The following is a 15,396-nucleotide window of genomic DNA, read 5'->3' as shown; positions in this document are numbered from 1 at the left end:
CCGCCGCCCTGCCGGCGGCGGACCAAACGGGCTTCACTTCTGCGGACGCGCCACGCCCGGCGGCGTCTCGAAATAGCGGAAGAACTCCGAATCCGGCGACAGCACCATGGTGGTGTCGCCCGGCTGCAGCGCCTTGGAGTAAGCCTGCAGCGAGCGGTAGAAAGCGTAGAATTCCGGGTCCTTGCCGGCGGCATCGGCAAAAATCTTGGTGCGTTCGGCATCGCCCTCGCCGCGCAGGATTTCCGACTTGCGGCGTGCCTCGGCCAGCAGGATGGTGCGCTGGCGCTCGGCCTCGGCCCGGATCTTCTCGCCAAGCTCGGCGCCGGTGGCACGCTGCTCGTTGGCCTCGCGCTGGCGTTCGGTCTGCATGCGGCGGAAGATCGCCTGACTGATCGTCTCGGGGAAGTCGGCACGCTTGATGCGCACGTCGACCACCTCGATGCCGAGCCGGCGGGCATCGTCCTGCAGCGAGTTGTAGACCTGTTCCATCGCCCGCGGCCGGTCGCCCGAGATGATGGTCACCGCGTCCAGCTTGCCGAAGGCGCCGCGCAGGGCGTTGGCGACGGACGGCGCAAGCCGGCCGCGCAGGCCGAACTCGTTGCGGACGGTCTGGTAGAACAGCAGCGGATTGACGATGCGGTACCGCACGAAGCTGTCCACCAGCAGGCGGCGCTGGTCGGTGGTCAGGATTTCCTCGGGCTGCGCATCGAGGCCCAGGATACGCTTGTCGAACATCACGACATCCTGGATGAACGGGATCTTGAAGTTCAGGCCCGGCTCGGTGATCACCTTGCGGGGATCGCCGAACTGCACGACCAGGGCCTGCTGGGCCTGCTGCACGGTGAACAGCGCGCTCTTCACGAGGAAAGCGGCGGCCACGACGATGACGGCGAGGATGACGAGCGAACGGTTCATGGCGGTCTCCTCCCTCAGCGCTTCTGCTGCTGCTTCTGCAGCTCGGGCAGCGGCAGGTATGGCACGACGCCGCTGCCGCCGTTGCGGTCGATGATCACCTTGTTGGCGCCCTGCAGCAGCTGTTCCATGGTTTCGAGATACATGCGCTTCGCGGTCACTTCCCTGGCCTGGCGGTACTGCTCGTAGATCTGGGTGAAGCGGCTGGCGTCACCCTGGGCATTGGCGACGGTCTCCTGCTTGTAGGCTTCCGCCTGCTGCAGGATGCGCTGCGCCTCGCCGCGGGCGCGCGGCACGATGTCGTTGCGGTAGGCCTCGGCCTCGTTCTGGGCGCGCTCGCGGTCAGCCTGGGCGGCCTGCACGTCGCGGAAGGCGTCGATCACCGACGACGGCGGCTCGGTGCGCTGCAGCGCCACCTGGGTCACCACCACGCCGGCCCGGTAGCCGTCGAGGATCTGCTGGATCAGGTCGCGGGTGTCATTGGCGACCTTGGTGCGGCCGTCGGTCAGGATGAACTGGATGTTGTTCTTGCCGACCACCTCGCGCATGGCGCTTTCGGCGACCTGCTTGATGGTGCGCGACGGGTCGACCACGTTGAACAGGTACTGGCCGGCATCCTTCACCTGCCACAGCACGGTGAAGTCGATGTCGACGATGTTCTCGTCGCCGGTCAGCATCAGGCTTTCCTCGGGCACGTCGCGCTGCTGGCCGCCGCGGCCGGGCAGCTCGCCGATCGAGCGGAAGCCGATCTCCTCGCGGTTCACCGTGGTCACCTTGGGCGTCAGCACCGCCTCGATCGGCCAGGGCAGGCGATAGCGCAGGCCCGGCTCGGTGACGGCATGCACCTTGCCGAAACGCAGCACCACGCCCTGTTCGTCGGTATCGACACGGTAGACGCCGGTGCCCAGCCAGACGGCGATGGCAACCAGGACCAGCAGCAGGATGCCGCGGCCGGAAACGCTGCCGCCGGGCATCATCTGACGGAAGCGGTCCTGGCTCTTGCGCAGGAGTTCCTCCAGGTTGGGGGGATTGGGGCCGCCGAAGCCGCCGCCGCCCGGGCCCTGCGGGCCGTTGCCGCGCGGGCCCTGACCCCAGGGACCGCGGCCACCGCCACCGCCTTGCCAACCCCCACCTTGATTGCTCCAGGGCATCCTTTTCCGTCCTCTTTCGCTGGCGCCCGTTTTCTGACGGGCTTGTGTGCTGCCGGGATGCGCCGCCTGGCCGCCCCGATATTCCGTTCCCGGGATGCCTGCCGCCGGTCCGGCGAATTGCCCGGTCCGGCCCGCCGCGATATATCAGCAGCTGGCCGATCCTGCCTCTCAACAGATAACAGCCGACAATATTGGAACGTTTACAGGGATTTCAAGCATGACCGGGGTAACTGAGGCGCAAGTTCTCGACGCATTGCGCAAAGTTGTGGCCACAGATCATGGCCGGAATGTGGTCGAACTGGGCATGATCAGCGGTCTGGTGGTGAAAGGCAGCAATGTCGGCTTCGTTCTGGAGGTCGATCCCGCGGCCGGCACCGCCCTGGAACCCCTGCGCAAGGCCTGCGAACAGGCGGCGGCGGCCCTGCCCGGGGTGACCTCGGCCACGGTGGTGATGACCGCCGAGCGGGCACCTGGCACCCGGAATGCTCCGTCTCCGGCGCATACCCACAGCCATGGCGGGCATGGCCATGGCCGGCCGGCCGGAAATGCTGCCGACAGCACGCCCGGGGGCCCGCCACAGGTCGGCCAGAAGCCGGCCATTCCGGGCATCCGCTCGGTGATCGCGGTCGCCTCGGGCAAGGGCGGCGTCGGCAAGTCGACCACGGCGGTCAACCTCGCCCTCGCCCTGCAGACGCTGGGCCTGAAGGCCGGCCTGCTGGATGCCGACATCTACGGCCCCTCGGTGCCGCGCATGATGGGGATCAGCGGCAAACCTGAATCGCCCGACGGCAAGCGGCTGCTGCCGATGCGCGGCTGGGGCATTCCCACCATGTCGATGGGCTACATGGTGGCCGAGGACACGCCGATGATCTGGCGCGGGCCGATGGTGATGAGCGCGCTGGAACAGATGCTGCGCGATGTCGCCTGGGGCGAGCTGGACGTGCTGGTGGTCGACCTGCCGCCGGGCACCGGCGATGCCCAGCTGACCATGGCCCAGCGCGTGCCGCTGGCCGGTGCGGTGATCGTCTCGACGCCGCAGGACATCGCCCTGCTGGATGCCCGCAAGGGCCTGAACATGTTCCGCCGCGTCGATGTGCCGGTCTTCGGCATCATCGAGAACATGAGCTATTTCTGCTGCCCGAATTGCGGCCACCGCAGCGACATCTTCTCCCATGGCGGCGCCCGGCGCACTGCCGGCGAACTGGGCGTCGATTTCCTCGGCGAACTGCCGCTGAACATGGCGATCCGCGAAACCTCCGACGGCGGCACGCCGATCGTCGCCAGCCAGCCCGGCAGCGACGAGGCGAAGGCCTACCTGGCCATCGCGGAAAAGGTGGCGGCAAAGCTGGCGGCGGCACCGGCCCAGGCCGGACCGCGCATCGTCGTCGAATAGGGAATGGCCGCCGTCAGGCCGGCACCAGCCGGCGGCGTGCATCCCGCTGCCCGCGCAGCCAGGCCAGCAGCGCCATGACAAGGCCGGCAGCGGCCACCCACCAGGCCGGCGCGATGCGGAAGGCGAAATCGAGATTGGCGGCCAGCACCCGGCCGGCCGGAATCTGGGTGAACAGCGCATACCAGCCATATTCGATCCCGGCCGTCGCCAGCCCGGCCAGCAGGGCCAGCGGCAGCAGCTGCCACGGCCGCTCCATCATCTTCAGCGCATGGGCGGCACGATAGCCCAGCAGCCAGGCCAGCAGACCGAGATAGAGAATCGGCGTGGCCATGTCGCGCTTGCTCTGCAGCAGGAAATGCACCAGCGCCAGCACGCCGATGACATAGACGATCCGGTGCAGGGCCTGCCAGCGGCGGGCGCCGAGGCGGCGGATCATGCCATCGGCGGAGGTGACGCCGAGCGCGACCAGGCCGCAGAGCGCGACGAAACCGATCACCAGGTAGATCCGGGTGGCGATCTCGGTGGCCACCCTGGCCAGGTTCCAGGCCTGATCGCCGGCATAGAGCGCCAGATGCAGCAGGGCATAGCCCATCACGGCGACGCCGATCTGCCGGCGCAGCACCAGCAGCCGCGGCCAGCGCAGCAGCCGGCGCAGCGGCGTGACCGCCAGCACCACCAGCAGCAGCCGCACCGCCCACAGGCCGGCCTGGTGCAGGGCCTCGTCATAGGGGCGCGGCCCCAGCATGCCGGCACCCGCCTGCCAGGCGATCCCGGCGGCGGGCAGGCAGAGCAGCAGGAAACCGAGCAGCCGCAGCGGCGAGACCGCGCCGTTGCGTTCGGTCCAGGGCAGGATGGCGGGAGACAGCATGGCGGCACCCTGCCCGATCCGGCCCGGCCGGACAAATAACAAAAACGAAAGCGGCGCCGGGATGATCCGGCGCCGCTTCACTGTTGCGTGAACCGCGGGCGGGGCTCAGGCCTCGCTGGCCTGCTCCTCGCTGATCGCCGCCTGCGCGGCGGCCAGTCGGGCGATCGGCACCCGGTAGGGCGAGCAGGAGACATAATCGAGGCCGGCATTGTGGCAGAAGCGCACCGACGACGGGTCGCCGCCATGCTCGCCGCAGATGCCCAGCTTGATCCCCTTGCGGGCATCGCGGCCGCGCTGGGCGGCCAGCTGCACCAGCTCGCCGACGCCGGCCTGGTCGATGCTGACGAAGGGATCGCGCTCGAAGATGCCGGCCTTCAGATAGTCTTCCATGAACAGGGCCGAATCGTCGCGGCTGATGCCCAGCGTGGTCTGGGTCAGGTCGTTGGTGCCGAACGAGAAGAACTCGGCGGTCTGCGCGATCTCGGCGGCGCGCAGGGCGGCGCGCGGCAGTTCGATCATGGTGCCGACCAGGTATTTCACCTTGCGGCCCTGTTCCTTGAACACGGCGGCGGCAACCGCATCGACCTTGCCCTTCAGGATGTCGATCTCGGCCTTGGTGGCGACCAGCGGGATCATCACCTCCGGCTCGACCGGCTTGCCGCCGGACTTCGAGACCAGCACCGCCGCCTCGAAGATGGCGCGCGCCTGCATCTCGTAGATTTCCGGATAGCTGATGCCGAGACGGCAGCCGCGATGCCCCAGCATCGGGTTGGTCTCCTCCAGCGCCTTCTTGCGCTCGCGCAGGGCATCGACGCTGAGGCCGGTGCCGCGGGCGACCGCCTCGAAATCGGCATCGGTCTTGGGCAGGAATTCGTGCAGCGGCGGGTCGAGCAGGCGGATGGTGACCGGGCGGCCGGCCATGATCCTGAACAGCTGGACGAAGTCGTCGCGCTGCATCGGCAGGATCTTCGCCAGTGCCTTGCGGCGGCCCTCGACCGCCGGCGACAGGATCATCTCGCGCACCGCGGTGATGCGGTCGGCATCGAAGAACATGTGCTCGGTGCGGCACAGGCCGATGCCTTCGCAGCCGAAGCGCACCGCCGTCTCGGCATCGGCCGGGGTTTCGGCATTGGTGCGCACCTTCAGCTTGCGCAGCTTGTCGGCCCAGCCCATCAGCAGGCCGAAATCGCCCGACAGCTGCGGCTCGATCATCGGCATCAGGCCGAGGATCACCTCGCCGGTGGAGCCGTCGATGGTGATCACGTCACCCTTGCTGATGACGACATCGCCCGAGGTCATGCGGTTGGCGGCATAGTCGATGCGGATGCTGCCGGCGCCGGACACGCAGGGCCGGCCCATGCCGCGGGCGACCACCGCCGCATGGCTGGTGGTGCCGCCGCGGGCGGTGAGGATGCCTTTCGCGGCATGCATGCCGTGGATGTCTTCCGGCGAGGTCTCGACGCGGCAGAGAATCACCGCCTCGCCCTTCTGCGCCATCTTCTCGGCCTCGTCGGCCTGGAACACCACCTTGCCGGATGCCGCACCCGGCGAGGCGGCGAGGCCCTTGGCCACCACCTTGCGCTCCGCCTTCGGATCGGGCGTCGGATGCAGCAGCTGGTCCAGTGAGGACGGATCGATGCGCGAGACGGCCTCGGCCTGGCCGATCAGCTTCTCCTTCACCATGTCGACGGCGATCTTGATCGCCGCCTTGGCGGTGCGCTTGCCCGAGCGGGTCTGCAGCATCCACAGCTTGCCCTGCTGGACCGTGAATTCGATGTCCTGCATGTCGCGGTAATGCTTTTCCAGCTTCTGGAACACCGCGACTAGCTGCCTGAATGTCGGCGGCATCGATTCTTCCATCGACGGCAGCTGGTTGCCGACCGCCAGCCGCGCGGCCTTGGTCAGCTGCTGCGGGGTGCGGATGCCGGCAACGACATCCTCGCCCTGGGCGTTGATCAGGTATTCGCCGTAATAGGTCTTCTCGCCGGTGGACGGATCGCGGGTGAAGGCGACGCCGGTGCACGACGTCTCGCCCATATTGCCGAACACCATCGCCTGCACGTTCACCGCCGTGCCCCACGAGGCCGGGATGTGATGCAGGGCGCGGTAGGTGATGGCGCGCTGGTTCATCCAGCTGGAAAAGACGGCGCCGATGGCGCCCCACAGCTGGTCGCGCACATCCTGCGGGAAGGGCCGGCCCAGCTCCTCGGCCACCTTCTTCTTGTAGGCGGCAACCAGGTGCTTCCAGTCGGCGGCCTTCAGCTCGGTATCCAGCACCAGGCCATGCTCTTCCTTGTGCATCTCGAGCAGTTCCTCGAAATGCTCGTGGCCGACGCCGAGCACGACATCGGAATACATCTGGATGAAGCGGCGGTAGCTGTCCCAGGCGAAACGCTCGTTGCCCGACTGCCGCGCCAGCGCCTCGACGGTGACATCGTTGAGGCCGAGATTGAGCACGGTATCCATCATGCCCGGCATCGAGGCACGCGCGCCCGAGCGCACCGAGACCAGCAGCGGCATCTTCGCATCGCCGAATTTCGCACCGACCAGCTTCTCGACCTTCGCCAGCGCCGCATCGACCTGGCCGGCAAGATCCTTCGGATATTTGCGGCCGTTGTCGTAATAGGCGGTGCAGACCTCGGTGGTGATGGTGAAACCCGGCGGCACCGGCAGGCCGAGATTGGACATCTCGGCGAGGTTGGCACCCTTGCCACCCAGCAGTTCGCGCATGCCGGCGCGGCCTTCCGCGCGGCCGTCGCCGAAGGTGTAGACCAGCTTGCCCTTCTGCAGCTTCGCGGCCGCCGCCTTCACGGCTTTCTTCACGACCCTTTTCGCGGCCTTCTTCGCGACCTTCTTCACAGCCGCCTTCGCCGTCTTCTTCACGGCTTTGGCCTTCCTGGCGACAGCCGTCTTCGCGGCCTTCGCGGCCTTTTTGGTCCTGGCGGCTTTCGTCTTCGGCTTGGCCATGGCTTTCTTACCCCTCGATCTGGGAAAATTCGGCGATGCGGTCCATGCTGCCGGCGACGGCCGACAGCAGGCTGAGACGGTTGCGGCGGATGGCGGCATCCTCGGCATTCACGGTGACACGTTCGAAGAACGCGTCAACCGGCTGCCGCAGCCGCGCCAGCGTGGCGAGATAATGACGGAAGGCCGCCTCGTCGTGAATCTTGGCCGTGGCCTCGCGGCCGAATTCGGCCAGGGCAGCGACCAGCGCCTTCTCTTCCTCGGCGGCGATCAGGTGGCCATCCACCTCGCCGAGCGTCAGGTCCGGCGTCTTTTTCATCTCGGCGCGCACGATGTTGTTGGCGCGGCGGTAGGCGACCAGCAGGTTGCCGCCATCGGCCTCGGTCAGGAAACGCGCCAGCGCATCCACCTTGGCCAGCACCCGCACCAGATCGTCGTCGCCGCCCTTGGCGAAGACGGCGGCGATCAGGTCGTGGCGCACGCCCTGCTCGCGCAGATGCACCTTCAGGCGGTCGACGAAGAACTGCATCAGCTCCTCGACCGGGCTGCGCTCCGCCGCCGCCTGCACGATCTGCAGCGACAGGGCCGAGCGGAACAGCCCGCGCAGCGGCAGGGTCAGCCGGTTCTCGATCACCAGCCGGATCACGCCCAGAGCCGCGCGGCGCAGCGCATAGGGGTCCTTCGAGCCGGTCGGCTTCTCGTCGATGGCGAAGAAGCCGGCCAGCGTGTCGATCTTGTCGGCCAGCGCCACGGCGACGGCGACCGGGTCCGACGGGCAGGCCTCGTTCGGGCCCTGCGGCGCATAATGCTGGGCGATGGCGCCGGCGACCGCCTCGGGCTCGCCGTCATGCAGCGCGTAATAGCGGCCCATGATGCCCTGCAGCTCCGGGAATTCGCCGACCAGCCCGGTGACGAGGTCGGCCTTGGCCAGCCGGGCGGCGCGGCGCGCCTGTTTGGCATCGGCGCCGGTGGCAGTGGCGATCTCGTAGGCCAGCCGCTCGACGCGCTCCACCTTCTGCGCCACGGTGCCCAGCTTCGCGTGGAAGACGATGTCCTTCAGCGCCGGCAGGCGGCTTTCCAGCGTCGCCCGGCGATCCTGGTCCCAGAAGAACTTGGCATCCGACAGGCGGGCATTCAGCACGCGCTCGTTGCCGGCGACCACCTGTTTGCCGCCGTCGTTGGTCAGGGTGTTGGCGACGATCACGAAACGCGGCGCCAGCGCACCGTCCTTCGTGTTCAGGGCGAAATACTTCTGGTGCGCGCGCATGGTGGTGGTCAGCACCTCGCGCGGCACCGCCATGTATTCCTGCGGGATCGCGCCCAGCAGCACCACCGGCTGTTCCACCAGGCCGGTCACCTCGTCGGCCAGGCCGGGATCGTCGACCAGCGCCAGCCCCTCGTTGGCGGCGGCATGGGCGGCATCCTTGAGCACGGTGGCGCGGCGGGCGGCGAAATCCGGCTCGACATAAGCCGCGCGCAGGCGGCGCAGATAATCGGCGGCATCGCGCACGGCAAAGCGCTCGGGCGCCATGAAGCGGTGGCCGCAGGTGCTGTCGCCGGCGATGAGATGGCCGAAGCGGAACGGCACGGTCTGCCCCTCGAACAGGCAGAGGATCGCATGCAGCGGCCGCACCCAGCGCAGGGCGTTGCCGCCCCAGCGCATGGATTTCGGCCAGGGCAGCGCCGCCAGGGCTTCCGGCAGGATCTGCTGCAGCACGGCGGCCGTGGCGGCGCCCTGCTTCTCGACCACGGCGAACCAGAATTCGCCCTTGCCGGTATCGCGCTTCTCGCATTGTTCGAGCGAGGAGAGGCCGGCACCGCGCAGGAAGCCCTGCACGGCGGCATCGGGCGCGCCGACGCGCGGTCCCTTCTTTTCCTCGCGCAGGTCGGGCTGGCTGCGCGGCAGCCCCTTCACCACCAGCGCCAGCCGGCGCGGCGTCACATAGGTCTCGGCGGCCTCGAAAGCCAGGCCGGCCTTCTTCAGCCCCTCGCCGACCAGGCGCGCGAGGTCTTCCGCCGCACGCTGCTGCATGCGCGCGGGAATCTCTTCGGAATGCAGTTCCAGCAGCAGTTCGCCCAGCATCTCAGGCGCCCCCGGCCGCTTCGACGATGCTGTTATGGCCGCGCGCCTTCAGCCACTGGGCGCAGCAGGCCTTGGCCATGGCGCGCACGCGGCCGATATAGGCGGCGCGCTCGGTGACCGAGATGACGCCGCGGGCATCCAGCAGGTTGAAGGTATGGCTGGCCTTCATGCACTGGTCATAGGCCGGCAGCGCCAGCCCGGCGGCAACCAGCTGCTGGCATTCGCGCTCGACATCGGCGAAACGGCGGAACAGCTGCTCGGTATCCGCATGCTCGAAATTGTAGGCGGAGAATTCGCGTTCGGCCTGGTGGAACACCTCGCCGTATTTCACGCCGCGGCCGTTGAAATCGAGGTCGTAGACGCTGTTCCTGCCCTGGATATACATGGCCAGGCGTTCGAGGCCGTAGGTGATCTCGGCGGCGACCGGATCGCAGTCGAAGCCACCGACCTGCTGAAAGTACGTGAACTGCGTCACTTCCATGCCGTCGCACCAGACTTCCCAGCCCAGCCCCCAGGCGCCCAGCGTCGGGCTTTCCCAGTCATCCTCGACGAAGCGGATGTCGTGGCGCTTCGAATCGATGCCGATGGCGGCCAGCGAGCCGAGATAGAGGTCGAGCACGTTTTCCGGGCTCGGCTTCAGGATCACCTGGAACTGGTAGTAATGCTGCAGCCGGTTCGGGTTGTCGCCATAGCGGCCGTCCTTCGGCCGGCGCGAGGGCTGCACATAAGCCGCATTCCACGGCTCCGGACCCAGCGCGCGCAGCGTGGTGGCCGGGTGGAAGGTGCCGGCCCCGACTTCCATGTCATAGGGCTGCAGCAGGATGCAACCCTGCCGCGACCAGTAGGACTGAAGCGTGAGGATCAGGTCCTGAAACGACGAAGCCGCGGCGATTCCGGTGGGCGCCATCGTAAGGTCCTCTGCGCTCTCGCCTTTGCGTTGGTTGGGTGGTCGAAAACCGGGCCGGACCTTAACCACCCCCCGCCATGGGGTCAAGGCATGTGGCCGGCGTATTCCGGGCCGTTGCGGGGCCTGGCGGGCGGCGGGCGGGCGGCGCGCCGGCGGATCAGGCCGGCGGATACGGGCAGTCGCTTCGGCCGCAGGATTTTGCCGTCGATTCCGCCACATAGGTGCCGCAGACGGCACAGGCCGCCATGTCCTCGGCCCGCGGCGCGGCGGCGGCCTCCGGCGGCGTTCCCGGCTTCGTTCCGGCCGGCGGCACCGGCGGCGGCGGCGGTTTCGGGCGATTGACGTAGCGATAGCCGTACCAGACGGCGAGAATCGCGAGAATCAGCAGGAGAAACTTGAGCATTCCGGGGCGTGACAGGCTGGGCTGGCTGGTGGGGTATCCGTGGATGACAGCAGGGTGACGGATCGGGGTCCCCGCTGCAAGACCCGGGTCCCTCAGCGCGGGAAGGCCGCCCCCTCGCGCAGCATGGCGTCCACGTCGGGGAAATAGCTGCCATCCTCCCGGTGCAGCACCAGGCCGGCATCCAGCTGCAGCGGCGCCCGGCTGTCCTTCACGGCCGACAGGATCATCCGCTTGGCCGGCTGGCCGGCCTTCGAATACAGCGGCACGACGCGCACCCCGCCCGCCTTCTTTCCCAGCACCTGCAGGATGTCGCCCAGCCGTTCGGCCTTGTGGATCAGGGTCAGCCGGCCGCCCGGCTTCGCATGGCGCAGCATGGCGGCGATCCACTCGGCCAGGTCGGCCGCGCCGCTTTCGCTGCGCGCGGTGGCGCGGCCGACATGGGGCGAGGCCCGGTGGCGGGCGCTGTCGAAATAGGGCGGGTTGGCGAAAACATGGTCATAGCCGTTCGGCGTCAGGCCGGCGATGCGGCGGCGGATGTCGCCCGCAACCACCTGCAGGCGGTCGGCCATGTCGTTCAGCGCGATGTTGCGGGCGCAGAGCGCGGCCAGGTCGGGCTGGATCTCGGCGCCGTCGACGGCGACGCCCGGCACCCGCGCCGCCAGGCAGAGCATGCCGACCCCGCTGCCGCAGCCGAGATCGAGCGCGCGCTGGCCGCGCCGGGCCGGCACCGCAGCCGCCAGCATCACCGCATCGGCCGAGGCCCGCTGGCCGCGGCGGGGCTGTTCGATCCGGATGCGGCCGCCCAGCAGGGCGTCGCGGGTATGTTCGGCGGCGGTCATCGGGATATGGAGATCAGGACGCAATTACAGGTGTTTGCATGTCACAGGATGGTCAGGCGAACCGGGGCGGCGCTTGACCGGCCTAGTCATCCCACTATGCTCCAGCCGTAACCGCGAACACAATGATGGGCTTACCGCGTGGTGCAGACCGCCCCGAAACAGCAGCCGGCCACCGACGAACGGGATGGTGCCGGTCCCGACCGCCGCCAGCCGGGCATCGAACGCCTGCGCCGCATGGTCGCCGACGACATGGCGGCCGTGAACCAGGAAATCCTGCGCCGCATGGCCAGCGACGTGACCCTGATCCCGGAACTGGCCAGCCACCTGATCGCCGCCGGCGGCAAGCGCATCCGGCCGCTGCTGACGCTGGGCGCCGCCAGCCTGTGCGGCTATGGCGGCGACCGCCATGTGCTGCTGGCCGCCTGCGTCGAATTCATCCATACCGCCACCCTGCTGCATGACGATGTGGTCGACGAGAGCGAGCGCCGCCGCGGCAACGCCACCGCCAACATGGTCTGGGGCAACCAGCCCTCGGTGCTGGTGGGCGACTTCCTGTTCAGCCGCGCCTTCCAGCTGATGGTGGAAACCCGCTCGCTGGAGGTGCTGCGCATCCTGGCCGAGGCTTCGGCGATCATCGCCGAGGGCGAGGTGCTGCAGCTGATGACCGCCAACGACATGGATTCCACCGAGGCGGATTACCTGAAGGTGATCGAATCGAAGACGGCGGCGCTGTTCGCCGCCGCCTGCCGGGTCGGCGCGGTGATCGCCGACCGCCCGCAGGCGGAGGTGCAGGCGCTGGACGATTACGGCCGCTTCCTCGGCATCGCCTTCCAGCTGGTCGACGACGCGCTCGACTATGCGTCGGATGGCGGCACGCTGGGCAAGAATACCGGCGACGATTTCCGCGAAGGCAAGGTCACCCTGCCGGTGGTGCTGGCCTTCAACAAGGGCAGCGAGACCGAGCGCCAGTTCTGGCGCCGGGTGATCGAGGACCCGGCCAGCCAGAGCGACAGCGACTGGCCGCAGGCCCTGCGCCATATCGAGCGCCACGGCACCATCGCCGAGACCCTGGCCCGGGCCCGGGCCTATGGCCAGAAGGCGCATCAGGCGCTGGCCGTCTTCCCCGCCGGCGAGGCCCGCACGGCGCTGGCCGAGGCGGTCGATTTCGCCATCGACCGCGCGCTGTAACTCCCTGATCGGCCTGCCTTTGGCCCGGCCCGCGCCGGGCCCATTTTCGCCCCCCGGCCGCCCTTGCGGGGCGGACCTGCAGGGGGTATACAGTCGCCCGCGCCGGTTCGGAGTGTAGCTCAGCCTGGTAGAGCACTAGCTTCGGGAGCTAGGGGCCGGAGGTTCGAATCCTCTCACTCCGACCAGCGCCAAATCCCCTTCCCGACAATCTGCACCCTGCCCCGTCGTGGCCATGCCCCGTCGCGGCGCTGCCCCCGCGATCCCTATTCCGTCGCGATCCCTATTCCGTCGCGATCTTCGGCACCGCGGCGCCGCGCACCGTCTCGCGGTACAGGATGTAGAGGCCGGAGGCGACCACGATGGCGCAGCCGATCCAGACCTGCAGGCCGGGGAAATCGCCCCACAGATACCAGCCCAGCAGCACCGCCCACAGCATGTGGGTGTAGTCGAACGGCGCCACCACGGCGGCCGGCGCCAGGGTATAGGCGCGGGTCATCAGCAGCTGGGCGCAGCCACCCAGCAGGCCGACCCCCGCCAGCAGCGGCAGGTCGGCCAGGGTCGGCGTCACCCAGAACCAGGGCAGGACCAGCCCGGTGAAGACCAGGCAGAACAGCGTGAAATAAAAGGCGATGGTGGTCGAGGGCTCGGTGCGGCCGAGCTTGCGGATCTGGATCATCGCCAGTGCGTAAAGCGCGGTGGCGGCCACCACCACCAGCGCGCCGCTCTGCAGCATGCCCATGCCTGGCCGCACGATCACCAGCATGCCGATGAAGCCGACCACGATGGCCGACCAGCGATGCAGCCCGACCGTCTCGCCCAGCAGCCAGACCGACAGGAAGGCGATGAAGATCGGCGCCGAGAAGGCGATGGCGGTGACATCGGCCAGCGGCATGAAGCTGTAGGAATAGAAGAAGCACAGCATGGCGCCCAGCCCGAACAGCGACCGGGTGGCATGGGCGACCGGCTGGCGGGTGCGCAGGGCGCCGAAGCCATGCGGGCCGCGCGCCACCATCAGCAGCACCGGCGGCAGCGCGAAGACGCTGCGGAAAAACATGATCTGGATGGTGGGATAGCCGGCGGTGAGCCATTTGACCAGGGCATCCATGGCGCCGAACAGGGCCACAGCCATCAGCATGGAGGTGATGCCGAGCGGAATGCTGGCGGTGGGACGGTACGGGACGGCGGCGGACATGGTTGTGTTTCTTCCGGGGGCGGCGCAAACGGAAAGGCCCGGCTGGCAGGGCCAGCCGGGCCTCCGGATCATGCCCGGATTCGTGCCGGACGGCCAGCGGCCGTCAGCTGCCGTAATTGACCGGACCGGCCACCATCTCGAAGCGGCCGTTCTTCACCACGAACAGGAAACTCTCGTCGGTGCCCTGCCGCTTGTCCGGCCCGTAGGAAACCACCGGACCGCCGAAGATGTCGCGATAGCCCTGGATCGATTCCATCCCCTTGATGAAGCTGTCGAGGGTCAGGTTCTTGCCGGCGCGATCGAGACCGATCACCACCTGGTCCATCAGCGCATAGCCGTAGATGGCGCCGATATTCACCTCGGTATTGTACTTCTCCTTGTAGCGGTCCATCCAGGCGGCCAGATGCGGCGCGGCGGTGTCGCGGTAGGGCAGGATGGTGCCGGCCATGGTGTAGAAGCCTTCCGTCACATTGCCCTTGGCACCGGCGACGATCTGGTCATAGCTGGCCGACTGGCCGATGAAATCGACGTCGTTCCAGCCCATCTTGCGTGCGGTGGCATAGGGCAGGATGGCGTCGCGGACGATCGAGCCCGAGGCGATCAGGTCGCAGCCGGCCCCGCGCAGCTTGGTGATCTGCGCCGTGAAATCGGTATCCGCCGGCTTGTTGGTGGCGGTCTCGATCAGCGGCATGTTCATCGCCTTGGTCTGGTCGACCGCGGCGTCGTAGATCTCCTTGCCGAAATCAGTGTCCTGGTACAGCGAGCAAATCTTCTTCTTGCCCTTGTTGGCCACCATCCATTTCAGCCCGGCCCGCATCTGGTCGTAATAGCTGGCACCGCCGGCAAATTTCAGGCGGTGGAACGGCTGGTACATCTGCCGGGCCGCGGTCAGCGGGAAGAAATTCGGCACCCCGGCCTTCAGCTGGTCAGGCAGCACGGCATTGTTCATCGGCGTGCCGAGCGATCCGGCCATCAGGAAGATGCGGTCGCGGTTGATCAGCTTGTTGGCGGCCTGCACCGCACGCGGCACCTGGTACTGGTTGTCCTCGACGATCAACCGCAGCTTGCGGCCATGTACGCCGCCGGCGGCGTTCACCTCGTCGATGCGCATGCGCATGGCGTTGGACGAATGCACGCCATACGACGCCGCCACACCGCTGAGATCGGTGTGCATGCCGATGACGATCTCGTCCTTGCTGACGCCGCGCACGCTCTGTGCCTGGACGCTGCCGGCGGTGACGGCCAGCCCGGCCGCCGCAGCAGCCGTGATTACGGATACCCTACGCATGCGAACCTCCCCGTTTGTTTTGTTTTACAGGGCAACACTAGCGCGGATACCGCGGGGCTGCATGCGGGAATTGACGTTACGTCAACCCTGCTGACCTTTCTCTTGCGGCGCAAAACGGGCCGCGCGGGATGCGGAATCAGAAACGCCCGCGGCGATTGCCGCGGGCCCGGGATACGGAATCAGAAACGCCCGCGGCGATTGCCGCGGG

12 protein-coding genes and 1 tRNA gene are annotated in these 15,396 nt (G+C 68.1%); 3 read left to right on the top strand and 10 right to left on the bottom strand.

Annotated elements, in window-relative coordinates; genetic code table 11:
• Positions 1-33 precede the first annotated feature (33 nt).
• Together hflC and hflK are read right to left on the bottom strand one after the other, a co-directional pair.
• The gene (gene hflC / locus ACEQZY_RS02695) at positions 34-915 is read right to left on the bottom strand and encodes a protease modulator HflC (RefSeq protein WP_341703401.1); all 882 of its coding nucleotides are present in this window, start codon (positions 913-915) and stop codon (positions 34-36) included.
• A gap of 14 nt (positions 916-929) precedes the next feature.
• Positions 930-2,063: an FtsH protease activity modulator HflK gene (hflK, locus tag ACEQZY_RS02690; RefSeq protein ID WP_341703402.1), complete on the bottom strand. Its 1,134-nt coding sequence runs from the start codon at positions 2,061-2,063 to the stop codon at positions 930-932.
• A gap of 217 nt (positions 2,064-2,280) precedes the next feature.
• On the opposite strand from hflK, the gene apbC reads away from it, so the two are divergent.
• Positions 2,281-3,456, top strand: coding sequence for an iron-sulfur cluster carrier protein ApbC (gene apbC, locus ACEQZY_RS02685; protein ID WP_370152076.1), 1,176 nt, complete (start codon positions 2,281-2,283; stop codon positions 3,454-3,456).
• Between the two features lie 13 nt (positions 3,457-3,469).
• Here the strand turns inward: apbC and ACEQZY_RS02680 are convergent, their stop codons facing one another.
• The 6 genes from ACEQZY_RS02680 to ACEQZY_RS02655 form a co-directional block, all read right to left on the bottom strand.
• Entirely contained in the window at positions 3,470-4,324 is an 855-nt protein-coding gene (locus ACEQZY_RS02680; protein WP_370152073.1) for a sulfite oxidase heme-binding subunit YedZ, read from the bottom strand.
• Between the two features lie 105 nt (positions 4,325-4,429).
• A complete protein-coding gene (ppdK, locus tag ACEQZY_RS02675) occupies positions 4,430-7,291 on the bottom strand; it encodes a pyruvate, phosphate dikinase (RefSeq protein ID WP_370152071.1) in 2,862 nt (953 codons plus the stop codon).
• Positions 7,292-7,298: 7 nt separating this feature from the next.
• Positions 7,299-9,368 carry a glycine--tRNA ligase subunit beta gene (gene glyS / locus ACEQZY_RS02670; RefSeq protein WP_341703409.1) on the bottom strand — a complete coding sequence of 690 codons (2,070 nt, stop codon included), beginning with the start codon at positions 9,366-9,368 and terminating at the stop codon, positions 7,299-7,301.
• 4 nt (positions 9,369-9,372) lie between these two features.
• Positions 9,373-10,263: a glycine--tRNA ligase subunit alpha gene (locus ACEQZY_RS02665; RefSeq protein WP_341703410.1), complete on the bottom strand. Its 891-nt coding sequence runs from the start codon at positions 10,261-10,263 to the stop codon at positions 9,373-9,375.
• 172 nt (positions 10,264-10,435) lie between these two features.
• Positions 10,436-10,681, bottom strand: a complete 246-nt coding sequence (locus ACEQZY_RS02660) for a hypothetical protein (RefSeq protein WP_341703406.1) — start codon at positions 10,679-10,681, stop codon at positions 10,436-10,438.
• Positions 10,682-10,773: 92 nt separating this feature from the next.
• Complete coding sequence (locus ACEQZY_RS02655; RefSeq protein ID WP_370152068.1) at positions 10,774-11,520, bottom strand: tRNA1(Val) (adenine(37)-N6)-methyltransferase; 747 nt, start codon at positions 11,518-11,520, stop codon at positions 10,774-10,776.
• Between the two features lie 141 nt (positions 11,521-11,661).
• Between ACEQZY_RS02655 and ACEQZY_RS02650 the strand changes: the two genes are divergently transcribed.
• Together ACEQZY_RS02650 and ACEQZY_RS02645 are read left to right on the top strand one after the other, a co-directional pair.
• Positions 11,662-12,708, top strand: coding sequence for a polyprenyl synthetase family protein (locus tag ACEQZY_RS02650; protein ID WP_370152249.1), 1,047 nt, complete (start codon positions 11,662-11,664; stop codon positions 12,706-12,708).
• A 108-nt stretch (positions 12,709-12,816) separates the two neighbouring features.
• A tRNA-Pro gene (locus ACEQZY_RS02645) sits at positions 12,817-12,893 on the top strand.
• A gap of 95 nt (positions 12,894-12,988) precedes the next feature.
• On the opposite strand, the gene ACEQZY_RS02640 is transcribed toward ACEQZY_RS02645, so the two are convergent.
• Entirely contained in the window at positions 12,989-13,900 is a 912-nt protein-coding gene (locus tag ACEQZY_RS02640) for a DMT family transporter (RefSeq protein ID WP_370152065.1), read from the bottom strand.
• A gap of 103 nt (positions 13,901-14,003) precedes the next feature.
• Positions 14,004-15,188 carry an ABC transporter substrate-binding protein gene (locus ACEQZY_RS02635; protein ID WP_341704104.1) on the bottom strand — a complete coding sequence of 395 codons (1,185 nt, stop codon included), beginning with the start codon at positions 15,186-15,188 and terminating at the stop codon, positions 14,004-14,006.
• Between the last annotated feature and the right edge of the window lie 208 nt (positions 15,189-15,396).

This window comes from Ferrovibrio sp., assembly GCF_964218355.1.
GTDB lineage: Bacteria > Pseudomonadota > Alphaproteobacteria > Ferrovibrionales > Ferrovibrionaceae > Ferrovibrio.
The sequence above is the reverse complement of the archived record's forward strand: the minus strand, read 5'-3'. Positions and strand labels throughout refer to the sequence as shown.

What these genes read in the sequence shown, in the direction of transcription:
- ACEQZY_RS02640 (WP_370152065.1), bottom strand. Translation starts at nt 13,900, where the DNA reads ATGTCCGCCGCCGTCCCGTACCGTCCCACCGCCAGCATTCCGCTCGGC.
- ACEQZY_RS02680 (WP_370152073.1), bottom strand. Translation starts at nt 4,324, where the DNA reads ATGCTGTCTCCCGCCATCCTGCCCTGGACCGAACGCAACGGCGCGGTC.
- hflK (WP_341703402.1), bottom strand. Translation starts at nt 2,063, where the DNA reads ATGCCCTGGAGCAATCAAGGTGGGGGTTGGCAAGGCGGTGGCGGTGGC.
- ACEQZY_RS02635 (WP_341704104.1), bottom strand. Translation starts at nt 15,188, where the DNA reads ATGCGTAGGGTATCCGTAATCACGGCTGCTGCGGCGGCCGGGCTGGCC.
- apbC (WP_370152076.1), top strand. Translation starts at nt 2,281, where the DNA reads ATGACCGGGGTAACTGAGGCGCAAGTTCTCGACGCATTGCGCAAAGTT.
- ACEQZY_RS02655 (WP_370152068.1), bottom strand. Translation starts at nt 11,520, where the DNA reads ATGACCGCCGCCGAACATACCCGCGACGCCCTGCTGGGCGGCCGCATC.
- ACEQZY_RS02660 (WP_341703406.1), bottom strand. Translation starts at nt 10,681, where the DNA reads ATGCTCAAGTTTCTCCTGCTGATTCTCGCGATTCTCGCCGTCTGGTAC.
- ppdK (WP_370152071.1), bottom strand. Translation starts at nt 7,291, where the DNA reads ATGGCCAAGCCGAAGACGAAAGCCGCCAGGACCAAAAAGGCCGCGAAG.
- hflC (WP_341703401.1), bottom strand. Translation starts at nt 915, where the DNA reads ATGAACCGTTCGCTCGTCATCCTCGCCGTCATCGTCGTGGCCGCCGCT.